17 protein-coding genes are annotated in these 22,167 nt (G+C 42.6%); 7 read left to right on the top strand and 10 right to left on the bottom strand.

Features of this window, described 5'->3' with window-relative positions:
- Positions 1-199 precede the first annotated feature (199 nt).
- The gene (locus EYR97_RS11120) at positions 200-1,348 is read left to right on the top strand and encodes an iron-containing alcohol dehydrogenase (protein ID WP_131093883.1); all 1,149 of its coding nucleotides are present in this window, start codon (positions 200-202) and stop codon (positions 1,346-1,348) included.
- A gap of 6 nt (positions 1,349-1,354) precedes the next feature.
- Here EYR97_RS11120 and EYR97_RS11115 read toward each other — a convergent pair whose 3' ends face one another.
- The 7 genes from EYR97_RS11115 to EYR97_RS11085 form a co-directional block, all read right to left on the bottom strand.
- Positions 1,355-2,110: a DUF1080 domain-containing protein gene (locus EYR97_RS11115; RefSeq protein WP_131093882.1), complete on the bottom strand. Its 756-nt coding sequence runs from the start codon at positions 2,108-2,110 to the stop codon at positions 1,355-1,357.
- A gap of 62 nt (positions 2,111-2,172) precedes the next feature.
- The gene (locus EYR97_RS11110) at positions 2,173-2,790 is read right to left on the bottom strand and encodes a gluconate 2-dehydrogenase subunit 3 family protein (RefSeq protein WP_131093881.1); all 618 of its coding nucleotides are present in this window, start codon (positions 2,788-2,790) and stop codon (positions 2,173-2,175) included.
- Positions 2,790-4,475 carry a GMC oxidoreductase gene (locus tag EYR97_RS11105; RefSeq protein WP_131093880.1) on the bottom strand — a complete coding sequence of 562 codons (1,686 nt, stop codon included), beginning with the start codon at positions 4,473-4,475 and terminating at the stop codon, positions 2,790-2,792. Before EYR97_RS11105 ends, EYR97_RS11110 begins: the two co-directional genes overlap by 1 nt.
- A gap of 44 nt (positions 4,476-4,519) precedes the next feature.
- A complete protein-coding gene (locus EYR97_RS11100; protein WP_131093879.1) occupies positions 4,520-5,416 on the bottom strand; it encodes a hydroxypyruvate isomerase family protein in 897 nt (298 codons plus the stop codon).
- Complete coding sequence (locus EYR97_RS11095; protein ID WP_242634986.1) at positions 5,353-6,627, bottom strand: nucleoside permease; 1,275 nt, start codon at positions 6,625-6,627, stop codon at positions 5,353-5,355. Before EYR97_RS11095 ends, EYR97_RS11100 begins: the two co-directional genes overlap by 64 nt.
- Before the next feature lie 26 nt (positions 6,628-6,653).
- The gene (locus tag EYR97_RS11090) at positions 6,654-7,721 is read right to left on the bottom strand and encodes a sugar phosphate isomerase/epimerase (RefSeq protein WP_131093877.1); all 1,068 of its coding nucleotides are present in this window, start codon (positions 7,719-7,721) and stop codon (positions 6,654-6,656) included.
- A 36-nt stretch (positions 7,722-7,757) separates the two neighbouring features.
- Complete coding sequence (locus EYR97_RS11085) at positions 7,758-8,915, bottom strand: Gfo/Idh/MocA family protein (protein ID WP_131093876.1); 1,158 nt, start codon at positions 8,913-8,915, stop codon at positions 7,758-7,760.
- 530 nt (positions 8,916-9,445) lie between these two features.
- On the opposite strand from EYR97_RS11085, the gene EYR97_RS11080 reads away from it, so the two are divergent.
- The 3 genes from EYR97_RS11080 (at position 9,446) to EYR97_RS11070 (ending at position 11,897) form a co-directional block, all read left to right on the top strand.
- A complete protein-coding gene (locus EYR97_RS11080) occupies positions 9,446-10,456 on the top strand; it encodes a LacI family DNA-binding transcriptional regulator (protein WP_131093875.1) in 1,011 nt (336 codons plus the stop codon).
- A gap of 25 nt (positions 10,457-10,481) precedes the next feature.
- Entirely contained in the window at positions 10,482-11,405 is a 924-nt protein-coding gene (locus EYR97_RS11075) for a sugar phosphate isomerase/epimerase (RefSeq protein WP_242634985.1), read from the top strand.
- A gap of 168 nt (positions 11,406-11,573) precedes the next feature.
- A complete protein-coding gene (locus EYR97_RS11070) occupies positions 11,574-11,897 on the top strand; it encodes a DUF3392 family protein (RefSeq protein ID WP_131093874.1) in 324 nt (107 codons plus the stop codon).
- Between the two features lie 23 nt (positions 11,898-11,920).
- Here the strand turns inward: EYR97_RS11070 and EYR97_RS11065 are convergent, their stop codons facing one another.
- Complete coding sequence (locus EYR97_RS11065; protein WP_131093873.1) at positions 11,921-15,814, bottom strand: ATP-binding protein; 3,894 nt, start codon at positions 15,812-15,814, stop codon at positions 11,921-11,923.
- A 79-nt stretch (positions 15,815-15,893) separates the two neighbouring features.
- Between EYR97_RS11065 and EYR97_RS21895 the strand changes: the two genes are divergently transcribed.
- The gene (locus tag EYR97_RS21895) at positions 15,894-16,052 is read left to right on the top strand and encodes a hypothetical protein (RefSeq protein WP_165478026.1); all 159 of its coding nucleotides are present in this window, start codon (positions 15,894-15,896) and stop codon (positions 16,050-16,052) included.
- Here the strand turns inward: EYR97_RS21895 and EYR97_RS11060 are convergent.
- Positions 16,049-16,564 carry an HAD family hydrolase gene (locus EYR97_RS11060; protein ID WP_131093872.1) on the bottom strand — a complete coding sequence of 172 codons (516 nt, stop codon included), beginning with the start codon at positions 16,562-16,564 and terminating at the stop codon, positions 16,049-16,051. The two genes, EYR97_RS21895 and EYR97_RS11060, sit on opposite strands and share 4 nt — an antisense overlap.
- Before the next feature lie 270 nt (positions 16,565-16,834).
- On the opposite strand from EYR97_RS11060, the gene EYR97_RS11055 reads away from it, so the two are divergent.
- Entirely contained in the window at positions 16,835-17,731 is an 897-nt protein-coding gene (locus EYR97_RS11055) for a DMT family transporter (protein WP_131093871.1), read from the top strand.
- A gap of 248 nt (positions 17,732-17,979) precedes the next feature.
- Entirely contained in the window at positions 17,980-19,758 is a 1,779-nt protein-coding gene (locus tag EYR97_RS11050) for a diguanylate cyclase domain-containing protein (protein WP_131093870.1), read from the top strand.
- A gap of 112 nt (positions 19,759-19,870) precedes the next feature.
- On the opposite strand, the gene EYR97_RS11045 is transcribed toward EYR97_RS11050, so the two are convergent.
- Positions 19,871-22,132, bottom strand: coding sequence for an ATP-binding protein (locus tag EYR97_RS11045; protein WP_131093869.1), 2,262 nt, complete (start codon positions 22,130-22,132; stop codon positions 19,871-19,873).
- Between the last annotated feature and the right edge of the window lie 35 nt (positions 22,133-22,167).

The raw sequence follows: 22,167 nt of genomic DNA, 5'->3' as shown, positions 1-22,167 counted from the left end.
GATAATTTAGCGTTTATTCGTTCAAACCGCGTACAAAACGTTTATAAACCCACCGAATTCACCATAGTTGTTGCCAACTATTTATATTAGTTAATTGGTAAGTGAGTTCTTGTGCTATAGATTAGTGATTCCAATTGGTAGTGAAAAACATTAATGCACGAACATTTAAATTGTTATTTGTAATAGTAAGAGGGGCGGCATGAATATCTCTGAGTTCAAGACAGCAGGAAAACTTATAACAGGCCTTGGCGCAATTAAGGCATTGCAACCTGAAATTGAGCGTCTTGGTATAAAAGACTTTGCTATTGTTACTGACAAAGGGGTATCTAACTCTGGTTTACTAGAGCAAGTGTTGTCACTTCTCCCAATTCCACCTGCATTAATATTCGATGATATTCCACCAGAACCAGAAGTGGGTGTAATTGAAGAAAAGCTTCAGTTATTGCGTAAAAAAGATATTAATGGCGTTGTCGCACTTGGGGGTGGCAGCGCTATAGATAGTGCAAAAGTGCTTGCCGCTACCTATGGTTATGACGGAAGCCTTTATGACTTATTCGGTGAAAATACACTAACATCGCGCACGCTGCCATTAATAGTTATACCAACTACAGCAGGCACAGGCTCAGAAGTAACCAATATAGCGATATTGTCAGACCCTCAATCACAAATGAAAAAAGGCATAGTTAGCCATTGTTTGTTACCTGATGTAGCCATAGTTGCACCTGAAATGACAAAGACGTGTCCGAAAGGGATAACAGCAGCTAGTGGAATTGATGCATTTGTTCATGCCCTTGAAGCATACGTTTCTGTTAATGCCAGCCCTATTACCGATGCGTTAGCAGAAAAAGCACTTAAGCTAATCTATAACTCACTTTTACATGCCTACAATAATGGTGAAAATCTCTCAGCAAGGGAGGATATGGCAACGGGTAGCTTGATGGCTGGGCTTGCGTTTGGAAATGCTGGAGTAGGTGCCGTCCATGCCCTCGCTTATCCCTTAGGTGGTCGATTCCATTTATCTCACGGGATGAGTAATGCCGTAATGCTTCCTCATGTATTAAAGGTAAATGCTCCGTTTTGCGCAGACAAACTCTATAGTGTGGCAAAGTTACTAAAAGTGTGTGAGCGGCATCACTCTAAAGATGAAGCTATAAAACTGCTACTTGCTGCAATTGAGAAGTTATGTCGTGATGTTGACATTCCTGCGTCATTAACACACTTCGACATACCACCTTCGTGTGTAGGTGAGCTTGCGATTGAGGCGAGCAAAGTTACTCGCCTACTGCGCAATAACCCCAAACAACTAACTATTGAAGAAATTGAAGATATTTATCGCTTAGCATTTTAAGGCTATTTAAAGCTCTCTTATCCAAATATTCTTAAAGCTAACAAGGTTACCATGATCTTGTAATTGAATTGGTGCACAGCCATGTGCTTTATACTTAGGTGCGCCAATCCATTCTGTTGTACCTTGGATCTCAGTGTGATTTTGTACCACAACACCATTGTGGATAACGGTAACGTAACCGGGTGTAGACAAGTCTTCACCGTTAAATGTCGGCGCTTTGAAGATAATGTCGTACGTTTGCCATTGATTTGGTGCTTTGGTTGCATTCACTAGTGGAATGGTTTGCTTATATACACTTGCCGCTTGGCCGTTAGGGTACGTTTTATTGTCGTATGAATCTAACACTTGTACTTCATAGCGTTGCTGTAAAAAAACACCACTATTATTACGTTGTTGTCCTTCCATACCTTCATCTGGCGTAGGCGCTTTCCATTCTACATGAAGCTGAACATCACAGAATGATGCTTTAGTTTTGATATCACCCGTACCTGGTTTTACAGTAAGTACGCCATCATCAAGGCTCCACGCAGCTTCACCTTCTTTTACAGACTCCCACGCACTAAGGTTATCACCGAGCAATTTTATTGCGTCAGAAGGTACGCCATTTTCATCAAAAGTTACGACCTCAGGTACAGGTTCCCATACTTCGGTTTTTGCAGCTTGCTGCTCTCTCGTCAAACCAGAGTCATCATTAGCGAAGGCATAAGAAACGCTTACTGTTGGTAATAGCACCAACGTTGTTGCCAAAGAAAGTTTATTCATTATGTATAACCTAAATTTTGTTCATAGCGGGTTGATGCGTATTTTTAACGATAGGCGTGGCATTAAGTAGCCCACGCTTTATCGCCTTTTTTATACGGGTATGCGCCATCATAGCGCCCCGGTATTGCCACATATCTAAGCACCTTGGTTGCCCCTACTTTCGATGTAAAGAAGCAATAAAGTGTTAACTGTTTTAGTAGGGTAAAATAATGCGGCGTAGGTTCATCTGTACCTGGCTCCCATTGACTTGGCTTACCGGTCTCAACGCCTTGATAAACACCATTAGCTAAGTTAGCCGCCTTTGCTTCAACATCAAGCTGATTGAACAAGGTTTCGCGCTGCTGTGTTGATAGCTGTAGAAAATGCTTGTCGAATTGCGCTTTACTCACCTCATCAATGGCTTTCAGGCCTTTCATGAAGGTCTTCTGCAATAATGGGGTGTAGCAATCTGTAATTAGTACGGCCATAGTAGCGCCCACATTAGCCGCTTTTGCTCCCGGCGTATCGGTTTGAGGAATAATAACCTCAGCCATTTCATTTAAAAGCGCTACATCATCTTTGCTAAATAACGTATCGCTTAAAGGGACTGGCGCAATATCTTTATAGGCAAATGCACTACCAGCAAATAATGCTGTACCTGTGGCTGTAGCAATAAGTTTAAGTAATTCTCTGCGTTCCATTACAAGTTTCCTCGCTTAAGCTCTTCCACTGCGAAATCAGCAGCTCTGGCAGTCAGCGCCATATACGTCAATGAAGGGTTAACACAGCTTGCAGATGTCATAGCTGCACCATCGGTAACAAATACATTTGGCGCATCCCATACCTGATTATGTGCATTCAGCACAGACGTTTTAGGGTCTCTCCCCATGCGCGCTGTTCCCATTTCATGTATGCCCATACCAGGAGCGTAATCTGCATCCCACCCTTGTACGTTCTTAAGACCAGCAGCTTCAAACATATCCATTGCATCTTGTTGCATGTCTTTACGCATTTTAAGTTCGTTTTCCTTTATCTCTACATCCATGGCTAAAACAGGAAGGCCCCATTTGTCAGTAACCTTTTTGTTGAGATAAATTCGGTTATCGTGATGTGGAAGCATTTCACCAAACGCAGTCATACCAATGGTCCAAGGACCTGGTTCGGTGATCGCATCTTTTAAGTTTGCACCAATACCCAACTCAGCAATATCTTTCTGCCATCCTGAACGACTAGCACCACCTTGATAACCAAAGCCACGAAGGTAGTCACGCTTGTCATTACCCCAGTTTCTAAAGCGCGGGACATAAAAACCACTAGGTCTGCGACCATAGGTATATTTGTCGTCATAGCCTTCTACATCAGCAGAAGCACCTACGCGGAAGTGGTGGTCCATAACATTGTGGCCCAGCTCACCGCTGCTGCTTCCCAATCCGCCTTCCCAAACATCGGTAGCGGAGTTCATTAAGATCCAAGCTGAGTTAAAGGCTGATGCGTTAACAAAGATAATTTTACTTTTGAACACGTACGTTTGATTAGTTTCAGCATCGATGATCTCAACACCCGTTGCGCGCTGTTTGTCTTTATCAAACAATATCTCTTTAACAATTGAGAATGGGCGAAGTGTTAAGTTACCTGTTTTCACTGCAGCAGGTAGCGTTGACGCTTGAGTACTGAAATAACCACCAAAAGGACAACCCAACCAGCACTTGTTGCGATATTGGCAATGCACACGACCTTGCTCTGGCTTGCTTTCCGTCATATTAGACGTGCGTCCGTGAACAATATGGCGAGTGCCTTTAAACGCCTTTTTAACGCGAGCAGCAACGTCTTTTTCAACAATATTCATCGGCATTGGAGGCTGATAAACTCCGTCAGGAAGTACGTCTAAGCCATCGCGATTACCACTGATACCAGCAAACTTTTCTACATAGTCATACCAAGGCGCAAGATCATCATAACGAATGGGCCAATCTACCCCCACACCTTCTTTACCATTGGCTTCAAAGTCTTCTTTATTTAAACGATAACTTTGACGACCCCATAATAATGAACGGCCACCAACGTGGTATCCTCTATACCAATCGAAGCGCTTGTCTTCTACATAAGGGTTCTCTTTTTCGTTCGCCCACATGCCCAGTGTTTTTTCGTTCAATGGGTAGTCGCGCTTTAGCACAGGGTAATCCAACTTCATCGCTTGTGTCGGTAAGTCTCGATGAGGAAAGTCCCAGTTTTCTTTATGCGCGTTCTTGTAGTCTTTAAGATGTTCAATATTTTGGCCGCGCTCTAGCATTAGCACTTTCAAGCCTTTCTCTGTCAGCTCTTTTGCTGCCCAGCCGCCACTGATGCCCGAACCTATTACTATTGCATCGTATTCGTTATTTGCCATTAGGTGTCCTTCGTAACTTTATTCGTCGCTGTGCCTGTTGCACGTTAAACATCACAGATCTGAATCGCTTCTTGAAGCGACACTATTCTGCTGGCCTTGGTTTTAGGAGTAGGTATGAATTCTTGTGCTAAGTAGCCTTTAAAACCTGTTTCAACGATAGCTTTAGCAATAGCTTCATAATTGAGTTCTTGTGACCCATCAATTTCGTGTCTTCCAGGAACACCTGCGGTATGGTAGTGCCCAAAATATTGATGATTGTCACGGATAGTGCGAATAATATCGCCTTCGTTTATCTGCATATGGTAGATGTCGTAAAGCAATGAAAAGTGCTTGCTGTTAAGGCGTTTGCACAGTTCAATGCCCCACTTGGAGTTATCTGCCATATAATCTGGGTGATCGACTTTGCTATTAAACAATTCCATAAAGACCACCACACCGCGCTTTTCTGCATGCGGTAGAATTCGTTTTAATCCTTTTACCGCATTTTCCAACCCTTCTTCGCGTGACATACCTTTGGCATTACCGCTAAAACAAATAAGGTTGGTGTAACCCGCATCAGCCACTAAATCGATGTGCTTCAAGTAGCGCTTTTCCAGTTCATCATGCAAGTGAGCGTGAATGAACCCGTCCTCTAAGCTTATTTCAGCACCGTTACACATTGAAGAATCGATGTTGTACGCTTTAAGCACAGGCCAGTCTTTTGGACCTACTAAGTCAATTGCAGAGAAGCCCAAGTCTTGAACGGTTTGACACAGCTCTTCTATAGTTAAATCGCCATAAGTCCAACGACTCACCGAATGATTGACATTACCTTTGAGCGGCTTTCTCATATTCGAACCTTTGGTCGACGTATTCGCAGCAAAGCTCGGCATGGCAGTTAGCACACCTGCGCCAGTAAGCGCCATACTTTGAAGAAGTTTTCTTCTTGTAGAATTATGCATCTGCGTTTACCTTTTCGTTTTTTAAATAACAAAGCGAAAACTACTAAGACAACAGCCGCAAAACCTGCTGGGAATAGCCACACTTGCTGCCAGCTATGTGAACCACCGTCTAGTGTGTATGTGTCGGTGATAGCACCAGCCACAGCAAAACCTACCAACATACCAACGCCGTAAGTAGCAAGTGTAATAAGCCCCTGTGCAGCACTTTTTATATTTTCGCCAGCTTTCGCATTGGTATAAATTTGACCAGACACAAAGAAAAAGTCGTAACAAATTCCATGCAGTGCGATGCCCACAATAAGCATGAATAATCCTTCGTCTGCATTGCCAAAGGCGAATAACGTGTAGCGAATAACCCACGCTGCCATGCCAATAACCAAGGTAGCTTTAATACCAAAGCGATTTAAGAAGATAGGAAGAGCCAACATAAATAGCACTTCAGAAACTTGACCTAACGTCATCTTGCCCGTGGCATTTTCTACGCCAATTTCCGTTAAGAAAGGGTTTGCATTCTGATAGTAAAAAGCCAGAGGGATACAGATAAGCACCGATGAAAGGAAAAACACGAAGAAGTTTTTGTCTTTTAATAACGCCAATGCATCTAGCCCAAGAATATCGCGCAGTGTTACTTTCTGCCCACTTGCTTGAGGAGGTGTATTGGGTAGTGTGAAGCTGAATATACCCAACGCTAAACTTGCGATACTGCAAAGTAAAAACGTATTTTTCAACATGCCATCGGCAATTGACTGTGCGGAATCCCACGAGAAGGCATAACTGATCATAAGCCCTGCAACAATCCAACCTACCGTACCCCATACGCGCACTTTTCCAAACTGCTTTGATGGGTCGTCCATTTGACCAAACGACACCGAGTTAACTAATGCCAGTGTTGGCATATACGCAATCATGTAGGCCAGAACATAAGGGTAGAAACTGCTAAAGCTGTCTGCTTGATACATAAAGAACATCAGCACTGCACCAACAATATGCAATATGCCGAGTATTTTTTCTGCGTTAAAGAAGCGGTCTGCAATTAGCCCTATAATAAAAGGAGCAATAATTGCCCCCCAACTTTGGGTAGAAAAAGCCATACCAATTTGACCGCCATTTGCCTGAAGCGTATTCGACAAATATGTGCCTAGTGTGACAAACCAGCCCCCCCAAATGAAGAACTGCAAAAACATCATTAAACTAAGACGTAGGGTTATCATAATTATTAATGTCCTGTTTTCAGCGCTTAGCGCTCAATGCCTAAAATGCGTTTGTTTTTCTCTTCACTAACATCACCACCCGCAAAGTCGTCGAAAGCATACTTGCTGGGTTGAATAATATGTGAAGCAATGAATGGCGCGCCTTCAGCTGCCCCTTGAGCACTGTCTTTTAAGCAGCATTCCCACTCTAAAACTGCCCAACCGGTATATCCGTATTGAGTTAGCTTGCTAAAAATACCGTTAAAGTCGACTTGCCCGTCGCCTAGTGAACGAAAACGACCAGCGCGGTCTTGCCAGTCTTGATAACCGCCATACACGCCATTGCGTCCATTGGGGTTAAATTCCGCGTCTTTTACGTGGAACATTTTTATGCGGCTGTGATACCTGTCGATAAAATCGAGGTAGTCGAGTTGTTGAAGTACAAAGTGGCTTGGGTCGAATAAGATATTTGCACGAGGGTGATTGTCGACCGCTTGCAAAAATTGCTCGAACGATGCCCCATCATGTAAATCTTCACCCGGATGAATTTCATAGCATACGTCCACACCCGCGTCATCGAAGGCATCCAGAATGGGCTTCCAACGTTTGGCTAGCTCAGCAAAACCTTGTTCAACTAGGCCAGCTGGACGCTGAGGCCACGGGTATACTAAATGCCACATTAATGCACCAGAGAAAGTGGCATGAGCATTAAGCCCTAAACGTTTACTGGCAATGGCTGCGCACTTTAACTGGTTTATTGCCCATTCTGTGCGCTCTTGCGGTTTACCATGAAGATGCTGTGGAGCAAAATTATCAAACAATTCGTCGTATGCTGGGTGCACCGCAACCAGTTGCCCTTGTAAATGCGTAGAAAGCTCAGTGATCTCAACCCCCGCTTTTCGGCAGATTGCCGCTACTTCATCGCAATACTCTTGGCTTTCTGCTGCCTTTTCCAAATCGAAAAGGCTAGGATCTGTAGGAACCTGAATACCTTTGTAACCTAACGATGCTGCCCACTTCGCCATGTTTTCCAGTGTGTCGAAGGGCGCCTCTTTCCCCATAAATTGAGCTAGAAAAATAGCAGGCCCTTTGATTGGCTGTTGACTATTCGCCATGAGCACATTCCTCTTTCAATTGATTCATTCTAATCATTACGCTTGTGCACCTTCTTGACTGACCGACTCCCACTTGGTGTCACTGCCAGAGCTGGCTAACATTGCATCGATAAACACCATGCCTCGCAGCCCCGAGTCAATGCCAGGTACGCCTTCGGCTTTACCTTTCTGATTGGCACGAACGGCTTTGGCGAAGCTACTGTATAAATTAGCCATGGCTTCTAAATAGCCTTCTGGGTGACCTGCCGGCACGCGGCAGCGAGATGACGCTTCTTCACACAACCCTGCTTGCCCTTGGCCCGCACGGAATACTTGATAGGGCGCACCTAAAGGACGATAAACAACAGAGTTTGGCTCCATTTGACGCCACTCGAGCCCACCTTTATCACCGTATACTCGAATTTTGAGTGCATTTTCTTCACCTGCACACACCTGTGAGGCAATCAGTACACCTGTCGCTCCTTTATGTGTTTTGATAAGTGCGGCGCCATCATCATCTAAGCGTCGTCCATCAACATGGGTATACAGCTCACCGCTTAATGCAGTAACGTTGTCGTTCAATACAAATTCCACTAAACCAAATGCGTGGGTACCAATGTCACCCATAGCACCAGTTGCACCTGAGATAGCAGGGTCGGTGCGCCATTGCGCTTGTCTGTTAGAGGTTTCTTCTTCACCTGACAGCCAGCCTTGAGGGTATTCAACGTATACTTTTCGAATATTGCCTAGCATGCCCGATGTCACCATATGACGAGCTTGCCACACCATTGGGTACCCCAAATAGGTATGTGCCAAACCGTATAAGCTATTGTTGGCGTGTATAACATCTTGTAGCGCTTTCACTTCTGCAAAATTAACGCCTGCCGGTTTTTCACAGAACACGTGAAAACCCGCTTTAATGGCCTCTAGTGAAATAGGTACATGAAGGTGATTAGGAGTAACAATGACAACCACTTGCATGCGCTCGCTTTCTGGAAGAGCAAGTTCGGCTTGAAGCATGGTTTGCCAACTGTCATAACGACGAGATGGAGAAATATTTAAGGCTTCACCTGTGCTATTGTTATTCGCCTCATCGCGACTAAATGCTCCACATACCAATTGATAGTGACCATCTAATCCTGCGGCGTGACGATGAACGGCACCAATAAATGCCCCTTGTCCACCGCCTATCATTCCCATTCGAATTGGCTGCATTGTTTATTCCTCAATTCAAGCTCACCGTGATTGCGTATTTTTTCACAGCAAGCTTTTAGTGTAATCGTTTACATATACCGAAGAAATGTAACCCGTTACATTTTGTAATGTCAACACAAAATGCACCATTTCGTTAAACTAAAGTTTACAAATGACTGCTTGGCACGCCAATACGTGCGCACTTGAACGTATTACATTAGCTATAGCCTAGCTAAAATTTACAAATTTAATACAAATTACCTTTGACCTTCTCATGAAAGTGAGTATTCTTTTTAAAAAATGAAATCGGTTACATTTTGCAGCTTAGTTTGTAACTTAGGTTATTTTGAACAAAAACACTGCTCACAAAAACGTTGCACAGTATTGATGTTTGAACGTTAAATTTACTGAGCCAAAGCTGGCGAATAGCAACGAGAGAGTAAGCAACTTGCGAGTAATCTTGGGTGTAATAGCGAGTAATAAATAATGCCGCAAAGGCAGGCCTAGGTTTACAATACCTTCAATAAGATAACGACTAACAATAACAAATAATGGCAAATATTAGAGATGTAGCAGATAGCGCTGGCGTGTCTGTTGCAACAGTGTCGAGGACACTTCAACAACCAGAGCGCGTATCGCCCAAAACCCGAAGTAAGGTGATGGCGGCAGTAGAAGCCGTTGGCTACCGCCCAAATTTGATGGCGGTAAAGTTTCGCTCGGGCAAAACCCACAATCTTGTTGTGCTAGTACCTACTGTGGCCAACGTGTTTTTTGCACGGGTTATTAGCGGAATGCAGGAAGCCGCAGCCGAACTGGGTTATTCCATTTTGTTGGCTAATACCTTAGGCAACGCCGATATTGAACAGCATTACGCCAAAATGGTAACGACCTCTCAGGCAGACGGGCTTATTCAATTGCGGGCGCACAACCCTTTTGATGCCAGTGTAATAAACGACAATGGCTTACTTCCTATGGTGAATGCCTGTGAAGTTATTGACGATGGACAATACCCCGTGGTGTCACTTGATAACCGCGCAGCCGCTAAAGCCATGACTGAGCATTTGATTGGTTTAGGGCATACGCGTATTGCAATGGTAAAAGGCCCCGATTCTAGTCCGCTAACTCAAGAGCGCTTATGTGGCTACAAAGACGCATTGCGTGACGCTGATATCGCATTTGACGAGCAATTGTTGTTTCCCGGCGACTTTACGCTTCAAGCCGGTTATCACGCTGGTGAAACCATTAGCACATTGGCAAACCGCCCTACCGCAGTGTTTTGCGAAAACGATGAAACGGCTATTGGCGCTATGCAGGCTTTCAAACAAGCCAATTTGCGCATTCCTGATGATATTTCTGTTGCGGGGTTTGACGACATCGCGTTTTCAGCATTTGTTGACCCACCGCTGACCACCATTGCCCAACCCGCAGAAGAATTTGGCCGTACATCAGTCACCTTATTGGTGGACTTGCTTAACGGCAAAATTAGAAAAGCGCCAAAGGTAATTATGCCATTTGAGCTGATTGTGCGCGAAAGCACTGGCACCATTTCAACACGCGAATAATTTAATACAGCAAAAGGACCGAGCAATGAATTTACAACAAATGAATAAGCTAGGCAGCGTGCCTGCTAAGCCTTTTACGTTAACACGACGCCAATTTATTAAGTATTCATCAACGGCCTTGGCGGCTATGAGTGCCCCTGCTGTATTAGCTCATAACCACAGTGGCAGTCCGTCAGACAGAATGGCAATGCATCATACCCGTGCTAATGCTGTGGGACTTCAGCTTTATACCTTACGCGACATTATGAAAGTAAGTGTACCTGCTACGCTGAAATTGGTTGCCGATGTGGGTTACACAGAACTGGAGTTTGCAGGGTATTTTGATCACAGCGCTAAAAACATTAAGCAATTGCTTGATGACAATGGTTTAACTGCGCCGTCTGCCCATATTATGCTAGACGCCTTTGACAATAACTTACAGCAAGTGCTGGACGATGCACTAACCGTTGGGCATAAATATTTAGTGGTTCCGTGGTTAAGTGAAGAGCAGCGTGGCACCACTATTGGTACGTACGAAGCACTGGCAGAAAAGCTAAATGTGCTTGGCGAAGCATGCAATAAAGTAGGTATTACCCTTGCCTATCACAACCACGATTTTGAGTTTGAAGTGCGCGATGGCAAAACCCCGTTAGATGTGTTGATTACGCAAACCGACCCTAACTTGGTAGCCATGGAGCTAGATTTATACTGGACGGTAAAAGCCGGCAAAAACCCCATTGATTATTTTAAAGCGTACCCTGGCCGCTTTAAGCTGTGGCATGTGAAAGATTTAGCAAAAGACGGCAGCTTTGCCGACGTTGGCACTGGCACCATTAACTTTGCCGATATATTTGCCCACGGCGAATTGGCAGGTATTGAACACAAGTTTGTAGAGCGCGACCAAACCCCAGACCGCATAGCCACTATTGAGCAAGGTTACCGCGCGGTGAAAGCCCTGAACAAAGCGTGAATAAGGGCTAGAAAAGGTAGCTAAAAAAGGTAATTAGAAGCAAAGTAATAAGCTAATACCCAGAAGAAATGCATATACAGACAAAGGCGCACACCATGCGCCTTTTTGCCTTCTTTCTAAATTCGTTACAAGGTATTATGCGAAAAACGCAGTACAAGCAGTAACACAATGAACGAATTATTCAGCGCCCTTTCTCGCGCATTAAGCCCCTACTACACCGAAATGAGCATTATGCTAATGGCCACTATTTTAGTGGTATACGGCGATATTATTAACGGCCATGTAAAGCGCATTTTAGCGCCTTACCATTTTGTTGTTCGAGTGAGTTTATTTGTGGTGTTGTGTGCGTTTGGCTATGGTGCACTTACCTTATACGGCGCGCCATTTGTAAAGCATGTATTAGCCTACTTACCTTGGCAGTACCAAGGCGCAGGCTATGTGGCATCGTTTATGTTAATTGGCTTTTTGGCTGAGCGAAGAAGGTATATTTAAGCTTCCTTGCTCAAACGCTACCGTTATTTGGCCACTTCCAGTTGAGAATTAGTGTATTGCTCAGCGTATTTCTTTGGTGGAATGTGCTTTATTTTCTTAAACGACGTTGAGAAATACGCCGCGTTTACAAAGCCTACCTCCAAACATGTCTCTAATATCGGCTCACCTGCTAACAGATGAGGTATAGATCGCTCAATGCGGTAACGAGAGAGAAACTCACTAAAATTGTACTCAAATAGTTCAGACAAACGTCTGTTCAAGCTTCTCGTGCTCATTAAAAGCTGCGCTGCTGCCTGATCTCTATTGAAGCTCTCATCCTGATAATTCTTCTCAAGCACTGCTATAAAGTTTAGATAGAATGACATGTCTTTTTCACAACTGAAGGTAGGTATTTCAAGGCAACCATACTCAAACTCAGGTTTATTTATGTATTCGACGTTTTCGCTTTGTGTATCTCTGACCGTGAGAAGGTGCTCTATACGCAATAACAAATCTTCTCTAGAGGTTGGTTTTGACAAGATGTAGTCTACTTTTTCAGTTAACGCAGACTTCTCAAATTGCGCGTCTGTTTTAGCTGAGAGCATCAAAATAGGAGTAGCGGCATACTTTGCATGTGAACGAATTTCTTTGACTAGTGTTAGCCCATCCATAATAGGCATCATCTGATCGGTAACAACCAAATCAACTAAAAACTGCTGCATTACCTCTAACGCTTGCTCGCCATTTTTCGCGACCAAACAACGATACTTATTCGAGAGTAAGTCAAACATGTAAGCCCTAAACTCTCTGCTATCATCAACGACTAAAATCGACTTTCGTTGATCAGCTCTCTCATTAATTTCGCGCTTTTCCTGTTGAATATTAATGTACTCAATATCATCTATCGGTAAACGAACTGTAAATTTACTACCCACCCCCTTTTTACTTTCAACCTCTATTGTACCTTGATTGAGTTCGACAAGACTTTTCACAATAGCAAGACCAATTCCCTCTCCCGCTTCTTTGGTATTCCCTCTTTTAAAACGTTCAAAAATAGCCTTAGTTAAATGCTCCTCAATACCTTCGCCATCGTCACTGACTACTATTTTTAACTCTTTACTGTCGACAACCACCGCAATTTTAATATTGCCGTGTTCAGGAGTGTACTTTATGGCATTTTGCAACAAGTTAGAGAGGATCTTTTCTAAGCTATCGTTGATCAAAGAAATTGAGTGCTTACCTTTAATTCGTACATCAAGGTTTTGGCGTTTTTGCTTAGCGAGGGGTTCAAGTGAGTTTACGATAAACCTGATTGCGTCGAGGGTATATACCTTATAGTAGTCTTCAGCATCGAAAGAGTGAGGAGAACCGTTGCGCATTTGTTCTATGAGCTGTTCAACACGACGCATATTTGTCTTGATACTAATTAGCTCCTTCGTATTTTCCTTTGACGAATCAGTTACATCTTCTAAAGCACCTTTGATCACTTGTATAGGCGTACTTAACTCATGCGTTAGCTCATTGATAAAGTTATCTTTACTTCTGAGCATTTTCTCGAATTTCGATTGGCCATCTGTGATTTCATATCGAGTAAGAACAGTATAGATTTGGGTGGTTTTGAATTCCAACCACAACTTTCTTAATAGTCTGCTTTTGTAAGCTACAATTAGTAGACACAATAAAATTAAGTAGCCTATTAACGCCTGGCTTGAAAGATAAATTGGCTTTTTAACCGTGAATGACAGTGAATTTACTGGAGTTTCATTTCCAACGACTCTCGTTTGTAGCTCATAGCTACCAGGAGCAATATCAGATAGAGAAAGAAAAGCTTGCGATTGAGGATGTAACTTCCACACGTCATCAATCCCTAATATTCGAAACTCTAGTTTATCATCATTAATTTCTGAAAAGCTATTTGACCGGAATTCAACCTTTAACTCACTGAAGTCACTAGGAAGGTCAATTGGATTACCTTCAGCAATAAAGAAAGGACTTAAAGTTGAGCCTCTTTCATCAGCATCAGTCCAAGATACATCAGAAAAAATAACTCGACGCTCAAGAGAAGCCTTTTTTATGATAGAACTAACCGCTTCTTCTTCTCTGATTACGTAGGAATACCTATCACCAAGTACCAATAACTTCCCCGATATTTCAAAGATCCCTCCATACTCAAAATCAGTGTCAAAAACACCTTCACTTTCGCTAAAAGAATAGACTTTTTGCCTTTTTGTTACCAAAAAAAGACCTTTGTTTGTAGTAAACCATAAGTTCCCTGAAGAACTTTTGACGCCCCCTCTTATAAACCTGGCATCGTATTCCGAGAGTATTTTTGAATCTTCAATTCTTCCAGACTTCTTGTAGATCTCTTTAATTCCGTTACCGGAAGTACATACTAGGAAAGATTCATCAGTCTCTATAAGGCATGTAACGGAATTCCAACCTCCTTCATCAGGGGAAATGGTTTTCCAATTAAACTTTGATAACTGAATGTGAATAGCATTTCGTTTATCAAAGCCAATAATCTCTCCTGAATAAGTAATAAAAGAATTCACCATTAATCTAGGAGCAGAAATACGATCTAGGACTTTTTTGCTTTTTATCACATCAAAATAGGCATCAGCTCCATCATCGAAATACGAATAATATAATTCACCTCGTATATTAATTTGATTCCTGTATTCGAGAGTACAGTAGTCAAACAACTCAGGCCCATCTATGTAGATTTTTCTAATTTCAATTTCGCGGAAACTGTTGCATTGATGATCTTGCCATTCAGGAGCAATCAAATGTGTTAGTGAGCCTGTTTCAAGTTCAAGAAAGTACCTCTTATTAGCAGTTCCAACTATAAGCTCTGAATCAGATATAAAACCAACCCGCTTTATATTTTTTCTCAATACATTATCGTTCTGATGGACAATATTAATTGCTTCATGTGTAGAAGAAAGCAAGATCAAACCCAATTGGGACGAAGCAAGTAGCAATTCACCAGACAAAAGCTCATCTAGCTTAACTATGCTTTTGATACTCTCAGAATTAAGAAGAGGTAACATAAAGTCTGGCGTTCTTATTTGACTGTCTTTAAGTTCAAATAGATTACCTGCGGCAACAAAAACCCTATTGTTTTTTGTAAAGAAAATGTCGGATATCTTGTGAGTTGGAATTGAATCTTTTTCGAAAGGAAAGAATAACTTCTTTTCAGTTGAGGGGCTCCATTTATAAATACCTTGCGAACCGCCTATGTAAAGTGAGTTATCGAATCCCGAAACGAATTCAATACCAGATAACTTGGGAAATGCTGCAATATCAATTTTGTCGATAGAGCGTTCTTTAACATTAATTTTAATTAGTTGCTGTTCTGCTGCAATGTAAACAAAATCATCTTCAAATTTTGAGAGTGAAAATATATTTTTTACCTGGTTTACACCTATTTCTTTTGCCCAGTCCTGAATTTCCCCACTTCTCTTATCAACTATCAAGACTCCTCGAATGACAGAAACTATAAGGTAGTCATTTACTTCAATAACCTTCCAAGCATATTTTGGCCAAGCATGGGACTCATAAAGTCTATCTAGAGTTTCTGTACCAAGCCTTAACCTGAAGACTCCAACACCATACTCTGTTATCCACAAATCATTTCCTTCACCATGAAACAGGTCGGAAACGGTTCCTCTCTCCGATCCAAACTGTTCAAAACTTATTAGCTCAGAGCTCCCCCCTAATATTTTGAAAACTCCATTTTCAGATGCTATGTAGGTGGTATCTCCTATAACTTCTAGGTCTCTAATGATACCAGAGGGTATTCCGGAGAACTTTGTTTTACCTTCGAATGACCTACCAAAAGCACAAGCGAGCTGTATTTGACTCAAAAGTATAAATATCAAAATCGAGCCAAGAATACTTTTTTTCCAATTAAGTCTTAACTTCGTCTTTTTTTGCATAACTGTATTTCCCTATACAAACTATTGTTTCCTTGCTCTATGAGCATTTAAATTTTTATTTTAGATAAGGACTTCAATAATGAATATAGAACAAAATTCAGACATGCGAGAGTTAACACACGAAGAATGTAGCAATACAAATGGAGGGACCGTAAATTTTTCAGGCTCCAAGCAAGAGTTGTTTTATGCGTTACCCGAAACTCCAATTCCACCTGACGGTAACGGAATAGAGATCTAAACCAACAACCACCGCATCCCCGCATTCTCAGCGGCTTGTTGGTCGTAAATGTAATCACCTACGTAAAGGCAGTCTTCAGGTTGTAGCTGCCATGTATTGGCTACCATCAACAGGGCAGTTGGGTCGGGTTTAGCGGGGGCATCTTCGCGGGTTAGTACATAACTAATGGGTATATTGTTATTGGCTATTTTAATGGCAGTGGCTTCACGGCAGTTGCGGGTTACTATGGCCATTGGCAAATTAAGGGCTTGCGCGTGTTCTACCAATTGCTTGCCTAGCGTTAACCATTTGGCGTGTTGCGCGTCGTCTAACTCGTGCTGCAATATCGCGCTGTGCGCATTGGCCTTGGTTTGTTCACAGGGTATAGCATCAACAAAGGTAAGTATGTCTTCATGCTGAGGGCAACCCACATCGGCACGCATTTGTGTAAAGTTTAAGGCCGATTCCACCAATGTGCCGTCTAAATCAAAAATTACGCCTTTTACCCCGTTAAAACAGCCCGCTATATTCATGTTTTACCTTGTATTATTTAACACTTCGTTTGATGGTTTAACTATTTATTAGCTATGCGTTAGCTTATCGCGTCAGCACTGCCATTCCTATTTCGTACTTGTACACTTCATTGGCCTTATACGCATAAACAACATTAACGGTCACTTTGTTGTAAGCGTATTAAATATTATTGTGAAATATGCATTTTTGTTTACCGCTTAAAGGGCATGCATTAGCATAGCGGCTCTTTTTTCTACCTGCTTTTTTAAGCGCGTTTTAACAGGTAATTTATGGGTGTTTTTGCTGCGTTAGGTACAGCGCTTTGTTGGGCTATTGCTGCTCGTCTTTTCAGGGGTACGGGCAATGCGTTTTCGCCCCTTACCATGAACTTTTGGAAAGGCTTAATCTCCATTGGCATATTGGCGGTGGTGCTGGTATTTGTGCAACCTGTATCACTTAGTACGTCAACTATAGTGTGGCTGCTAATAAGTGGTTTCATTGGTATTGGCATAGGCGACACCTGCTTTTTTAAGGCGCTACAAAGCATTGGCGACAGCCAAGCTGTGTTAGTGGCAGAAACCCTCGCCCCATTATTTACTGCCCTTTTTGCCATGGCATTTATTGGCGAATGGATAACGTGGCAGCAATGGGTAGGTGTTGCGGTAGTGTTATTGTCTGTCGATATGGTGATAAAAGCGCGCAAGCGCAGTACTACCCATGTGTTCGCCACCAGCGGTTATTTATATGGTGTAGCTGCGGCGCTTTGTCAGGCCATCGGTGCTGTGGTAAGTCGCGACATTTTAAGCACAGGCGACATTGATGCAGCCAGCGCGGCGTTTTTACGCCTTGTTGGCGGCATGGTATTTGTTGTGCCTTTTATTGCTATTACTAAAACCCGTTATATGCCTGTTATTAACTACCAAAACGACAGCGGAAAACGGGTTTGGCCGGCCTTTATTATGGCCACTTTGCTTGGTACCACTGCCGCCATTTACTTACAAATGTTTGCCTTTGCCTACGCGAAAGCTGCTGTAGTACAAACCCTTATTGCCACCAGCGCACTAATGTCACTAGGCGTAGCTTGGGTGTTAGGCGAAAAAGCCACTAAAGCAACGTTTATGTGGTCGGCTGTAGCCTTAGTTGGCGTGGCCATATTAGTTAGCTTTGGTGCGCCTGCTGTACATTAGTTGTGGGTTTTCATGCTACATTGAACTTCTTGCACAGCACGCTGTGCTGAAGTGCTGATTTGACGTGCTATAAAACCACTTCATTTGCCCTAAAGCGTTAAAACAAAGCAGCCACATCGTGTTCAATGCTATAACTAACGTCGAACAAAATTACAGCAACGCATAGAAATACCTAATTTTTCCACTACTTTTGTAGTAGTTCTGTACTCAAGTCGATATTATGAAGAAAAAAATTAAACGTTTGTTTCATGTATTTTAAAGCTCTACTTTCTGCCTTACTCTTTTTAAGCTGTGTGTCGATGCCGTCATTTGCCAATGATGAAATTGACAGCATTATAGCGAGTGTGCGCGCACCTTCTTACGATTGCCCCGATGCATCCCTTTTGCCTACCTTGCAAGAAGCCTTGCAGCGACCATCTATAAGTACACACCAACGCTTCTCGCTAGCGGTGGCGAAAGGGCAATTTTTGATATGCCAAGGTAAATTTGCAGAAGCAGAAACGCTGTTACAGCACGAAATACAACAAAAAGGCGTAGATAAAAACTCCTATGCGTATGCGTCAGCTATATATCAAATTGGCTTTATTTACGATGTACGCGAACATCCAGCACGTTGCGACTACTACAGCAATGCACAAAAGCTTTCTTCGCCTGAAAAGCACAGCGATATATTTACCAGCTCATCACTCGGCTTAATTACCTACTGCTCGCAATCTTCAGATGTAGCTGAACGACTAGGAAGAATGTTCAGTGTACTTGAGCGTTATTCAGATGTTGGTAGCCCCGGTGAACTGGCCCATATTCACAATTCTATTGGCCTGCTGTATGGCGATTTAGAGCAACACGCCCTTGCTGCTGAACAGTACTTGAAGGCACATGAAATGGGCCTACAGGTGTATAAAGGCAGTAACCGATTAAGCATATTAATAAGCGCTATAGTTTCGCTTTTAGCTAGCGGTCAAACTGACGAAGCTTACCAGCGCATTCTTGAGTACGGTGCACTTAACAGCGAAATTAATACGCCGCTTACCAACTATCATTATCAATATGCGCTGTCTTACTACTACAGAAAAACGCGTGACTTCAATCAACTTGCGTACACGTTACCCGACTTAGAAAAGGCGGTTTCAGAAGTCTCAAGTTCGCTTGGCCAGTTGATGTATCAATGGCACAAAGCCGAAGTGTGCTTGTTCAATAAAGACTTACCTTGTGTAAGGGAATACCTCGATAATTTAGCGGAAAGTGAAAACTACATACCGTCGAGTTTTCGAACTAATTTAGACTACCTTAGCTTTAACCTTGCTATGCATATTGCTTTAGGCGATTTAGAAAAAGCAAAAGTGGCTAACGAATTATTCGCAGCAGAAGTAGAGAAGCGCCGCGTGAAAAATCAAGACTCAGCGCGTATTTTAAGTGCCGCTAATCTTTATAACCGCATTTACGATCTAGAGTCTGAAATAGAATCTGCTGAAGAGTTACGTCGTAATACCCTAGTAGTGGTAATTGCTATTTTCGTAATCATTAGCGCTATCGCTGGCTACGCAATAAGAAGGCGCTACTTGGCCAGTCAAGCTATCGATCCTATCACCCAGTTACTAAATGCAGATAAAGCCATTGCGCGTATAAATAAACTCAACTCGCCGAAGCCAAATCGCGCCATTGCCATCGCTATATTTGATATCAGCAATTTACGTGACATTATTCGCCAAAAAGGGTCAACAAAGGGCGATGCTATTCTTAGACAAATTGCGCAAACACTACAAAATACCACCCGTGGGAATGATATTTTAGGGCGCTTTGGTACCGAACAGTTTATTTTGTGTTTGCACAACATTGAAGAGCGTAGTGCACGCACCTTCTTTCAACGTGTAAAAAGTGCTTTAGACAATACCTTTGAAAATACCCAAGAGAACGACAACATTCATGTTGAATCGAATATGAGTGTTTTCATTGCTCATGAGAAAATCACCGGTCTTAATGAGATCTTAGATGAAATGGTGATGTCGATTGATTTACGAAGCCGTTAGAGAAGCGTGCGAAACTGAGGTTGCTTTAAATACGTTGCTCTTGAATACGTTGCTCTTGAATACGCTGCTCTTTAATACGCTGTAAGGCGCAATGCGTTGGTATTGTTTGGTTTTATTGGCTGCAATGCATGCCGTAACGTTTCAAGTGTTGGTATAGCTTATTCATGTCGATAGGTTTGCCAATGTGTTCAATAAAACCGTATTGTAGATAGCGCTCGACGTCTTGTGTCATAACATCGGCCGTTAACGCTATTACAGGTAAATCAGGTATTTTATCCTTAATCAAACGGCACGCTTCTATGCCGTCCATCACTGGCATTTGTATATCCATTAAAACCAAATCGTAGTGATGTTGTTCTACTGCCTCAAGTGCAAGTTTGCCGTTTTCAACCATGTCTACCTGAGCTTCCGTTGGCGCTAACATCGACTCCAATACTGCGCGGTTGATCATATTATCTTCCGCAACCAATATTCGCATTTCACACAATAGCGGTGGTGCTTTTTGCTCGTTAGCCTTAGGTTCGTTCGATAGTTCCGCTCTATCCAGAGGTAACTTCACCTTTACGGTTGTGCCCCGCCCTGCATCGCTTTCGATCTCGATATCACCTTGCATCATTTTAACTAGGCTCAGCGTAATTGACATACCTAACCCCGTGCCACCGAATTTTCGAGTAGTCGAGTTATCCGCCTGAGTAAAACGTTCAAAAATGCTTTGCTTCGCGTCGTCGTTCATACCAATGCCGGTATCAACTACCTCTATGCACAACTGCTCTTGATTGTTGTTGGTTTGCACAACACCAACATTAATTTTTACGCCGCCTTTTTCAGTAAATTTAACCGCGTTTGAGGCTAGGTTCAGAACAATCTGACGAACTCTTACTAGGTCACCCATCCAACCATCAACAAAGTCAGGTTGAATATGCTTGGTCAACTCAATACCTTTGTTCTTCGCATCTACACCTAGGTCAGACAACACAGACTCTATAACTGCCAGTATTGAAAAAGGACGTGCTTCAAGCGATAACTTATTGGCTTCAATTTTGGAGTAGTCGAGAATGTCGTTAATGATGGTTAAAAGCGTGACTGCCGAATAGGTGGCTTTTGAAACCAACGACCGCGCCTTATTATTGATATTTTCACGCTCAAGTACTTGCAAGGTACCCAAAATGCCATTCATGGGAGTTCTGATTTCATGGCTCATGTTCGCCAAAAAAGCACTTTTTGATTTATTTGCACTGTCAGCTTGTTCAAGCGCAGTTGCCAACCTTACATTGCTCGATTTTATCTTTACAATAATATAAATGGTCAGAACAACAATAATGGCCATGAACATGCACACTATTATCAAGACTGCTTCTAACGAAAATACATCGGGCTTTTTATTAACGATTTCAGCGTTTTTCGGAAATGAGTGCTTATCAATTTCCCATTGATTAAGCTGCTGTGCATTATATTGAATACTCACAACTTCGTTTTCAGTTAACGAGAAAGGCTCGCCTCTAGCTAAGCTAATGGCTTTGTCGGCCAACTTTTCTGGTACAACAACAGCTCCACCCGCATACCTGTCTACATTGTGGGCAAAGATAGTAAACACTGGATACAGAGTTTGGTTAACTAGCCAATTGTGAGCATTCTCCCATTTGCGCTCGAAGTATTTGTAGTTAATGTAAATAATGGGCGTGCCGGGCTTACTACTTTTTAGTGCGTTCAGCGTAGCTTCTTCTTCAGCCATAGGGTTGTAATAACGCACATTGACTGAGCTAGGCGCATTGGATAAGAAGTTCTTTACTAACCCTTCATCAACGCCAAGACCACGTGAACCGTATATAAAGAAAATGTCCTTCTGCTCGGGAAAGCTCGATATTATTTGCGCAAAGGATGATTTTGCGTCGTAATCAGACGGTAATGCAATACCACCATTGCGCGGTTTCCAATCGATATGTAAAAACAAGCGCTCTGCATTGGGCAACACACTGGGGTTAGAATCAATGAACACACTTGCATGCCTGCCTATGGCGATTACCCGAGTAAAAATTGCGCCAGCAGGAACGCGTATTAAGCTGTTCAGCTGATAATTAAAGTTATCAAGAATCGTCTTTTTAACATCGTCCCCTAGCGTATCTACTGCATCGGCGTAGTAAGGAGGGACAGTCAGCACAATAATGTTTTCATCCTCAGCAATGCCATTCATCAAACGGTACATCATTCGAACTTCGAAGTCAGACTCGTTGAAAGAATTAACTAAAATAATGCTATAGGCGCGATCGGAACTCGCATTTGCTTTTCCAGCATTTGCGAATACAAAGAAGATTACAACGACTAAAAATGTTAGCAATGATCGCCTGCAGACGACTACTAAATCACGCTCAAACATTTAATCACCTGAGAACTCTAGTATTAGCAGTATAG

Source organism: Alteromonas sp. KUL42, assembly GCF_006538325.1.
GTDB lineage: Bacteria > Pseudomonadota > Gammaproteobacteria > Enterobacterales > Alteromonadaceae > Alteromonas.
This window is presented reverse-complemented; position numbering and strand designations above follow the sequence as displayed.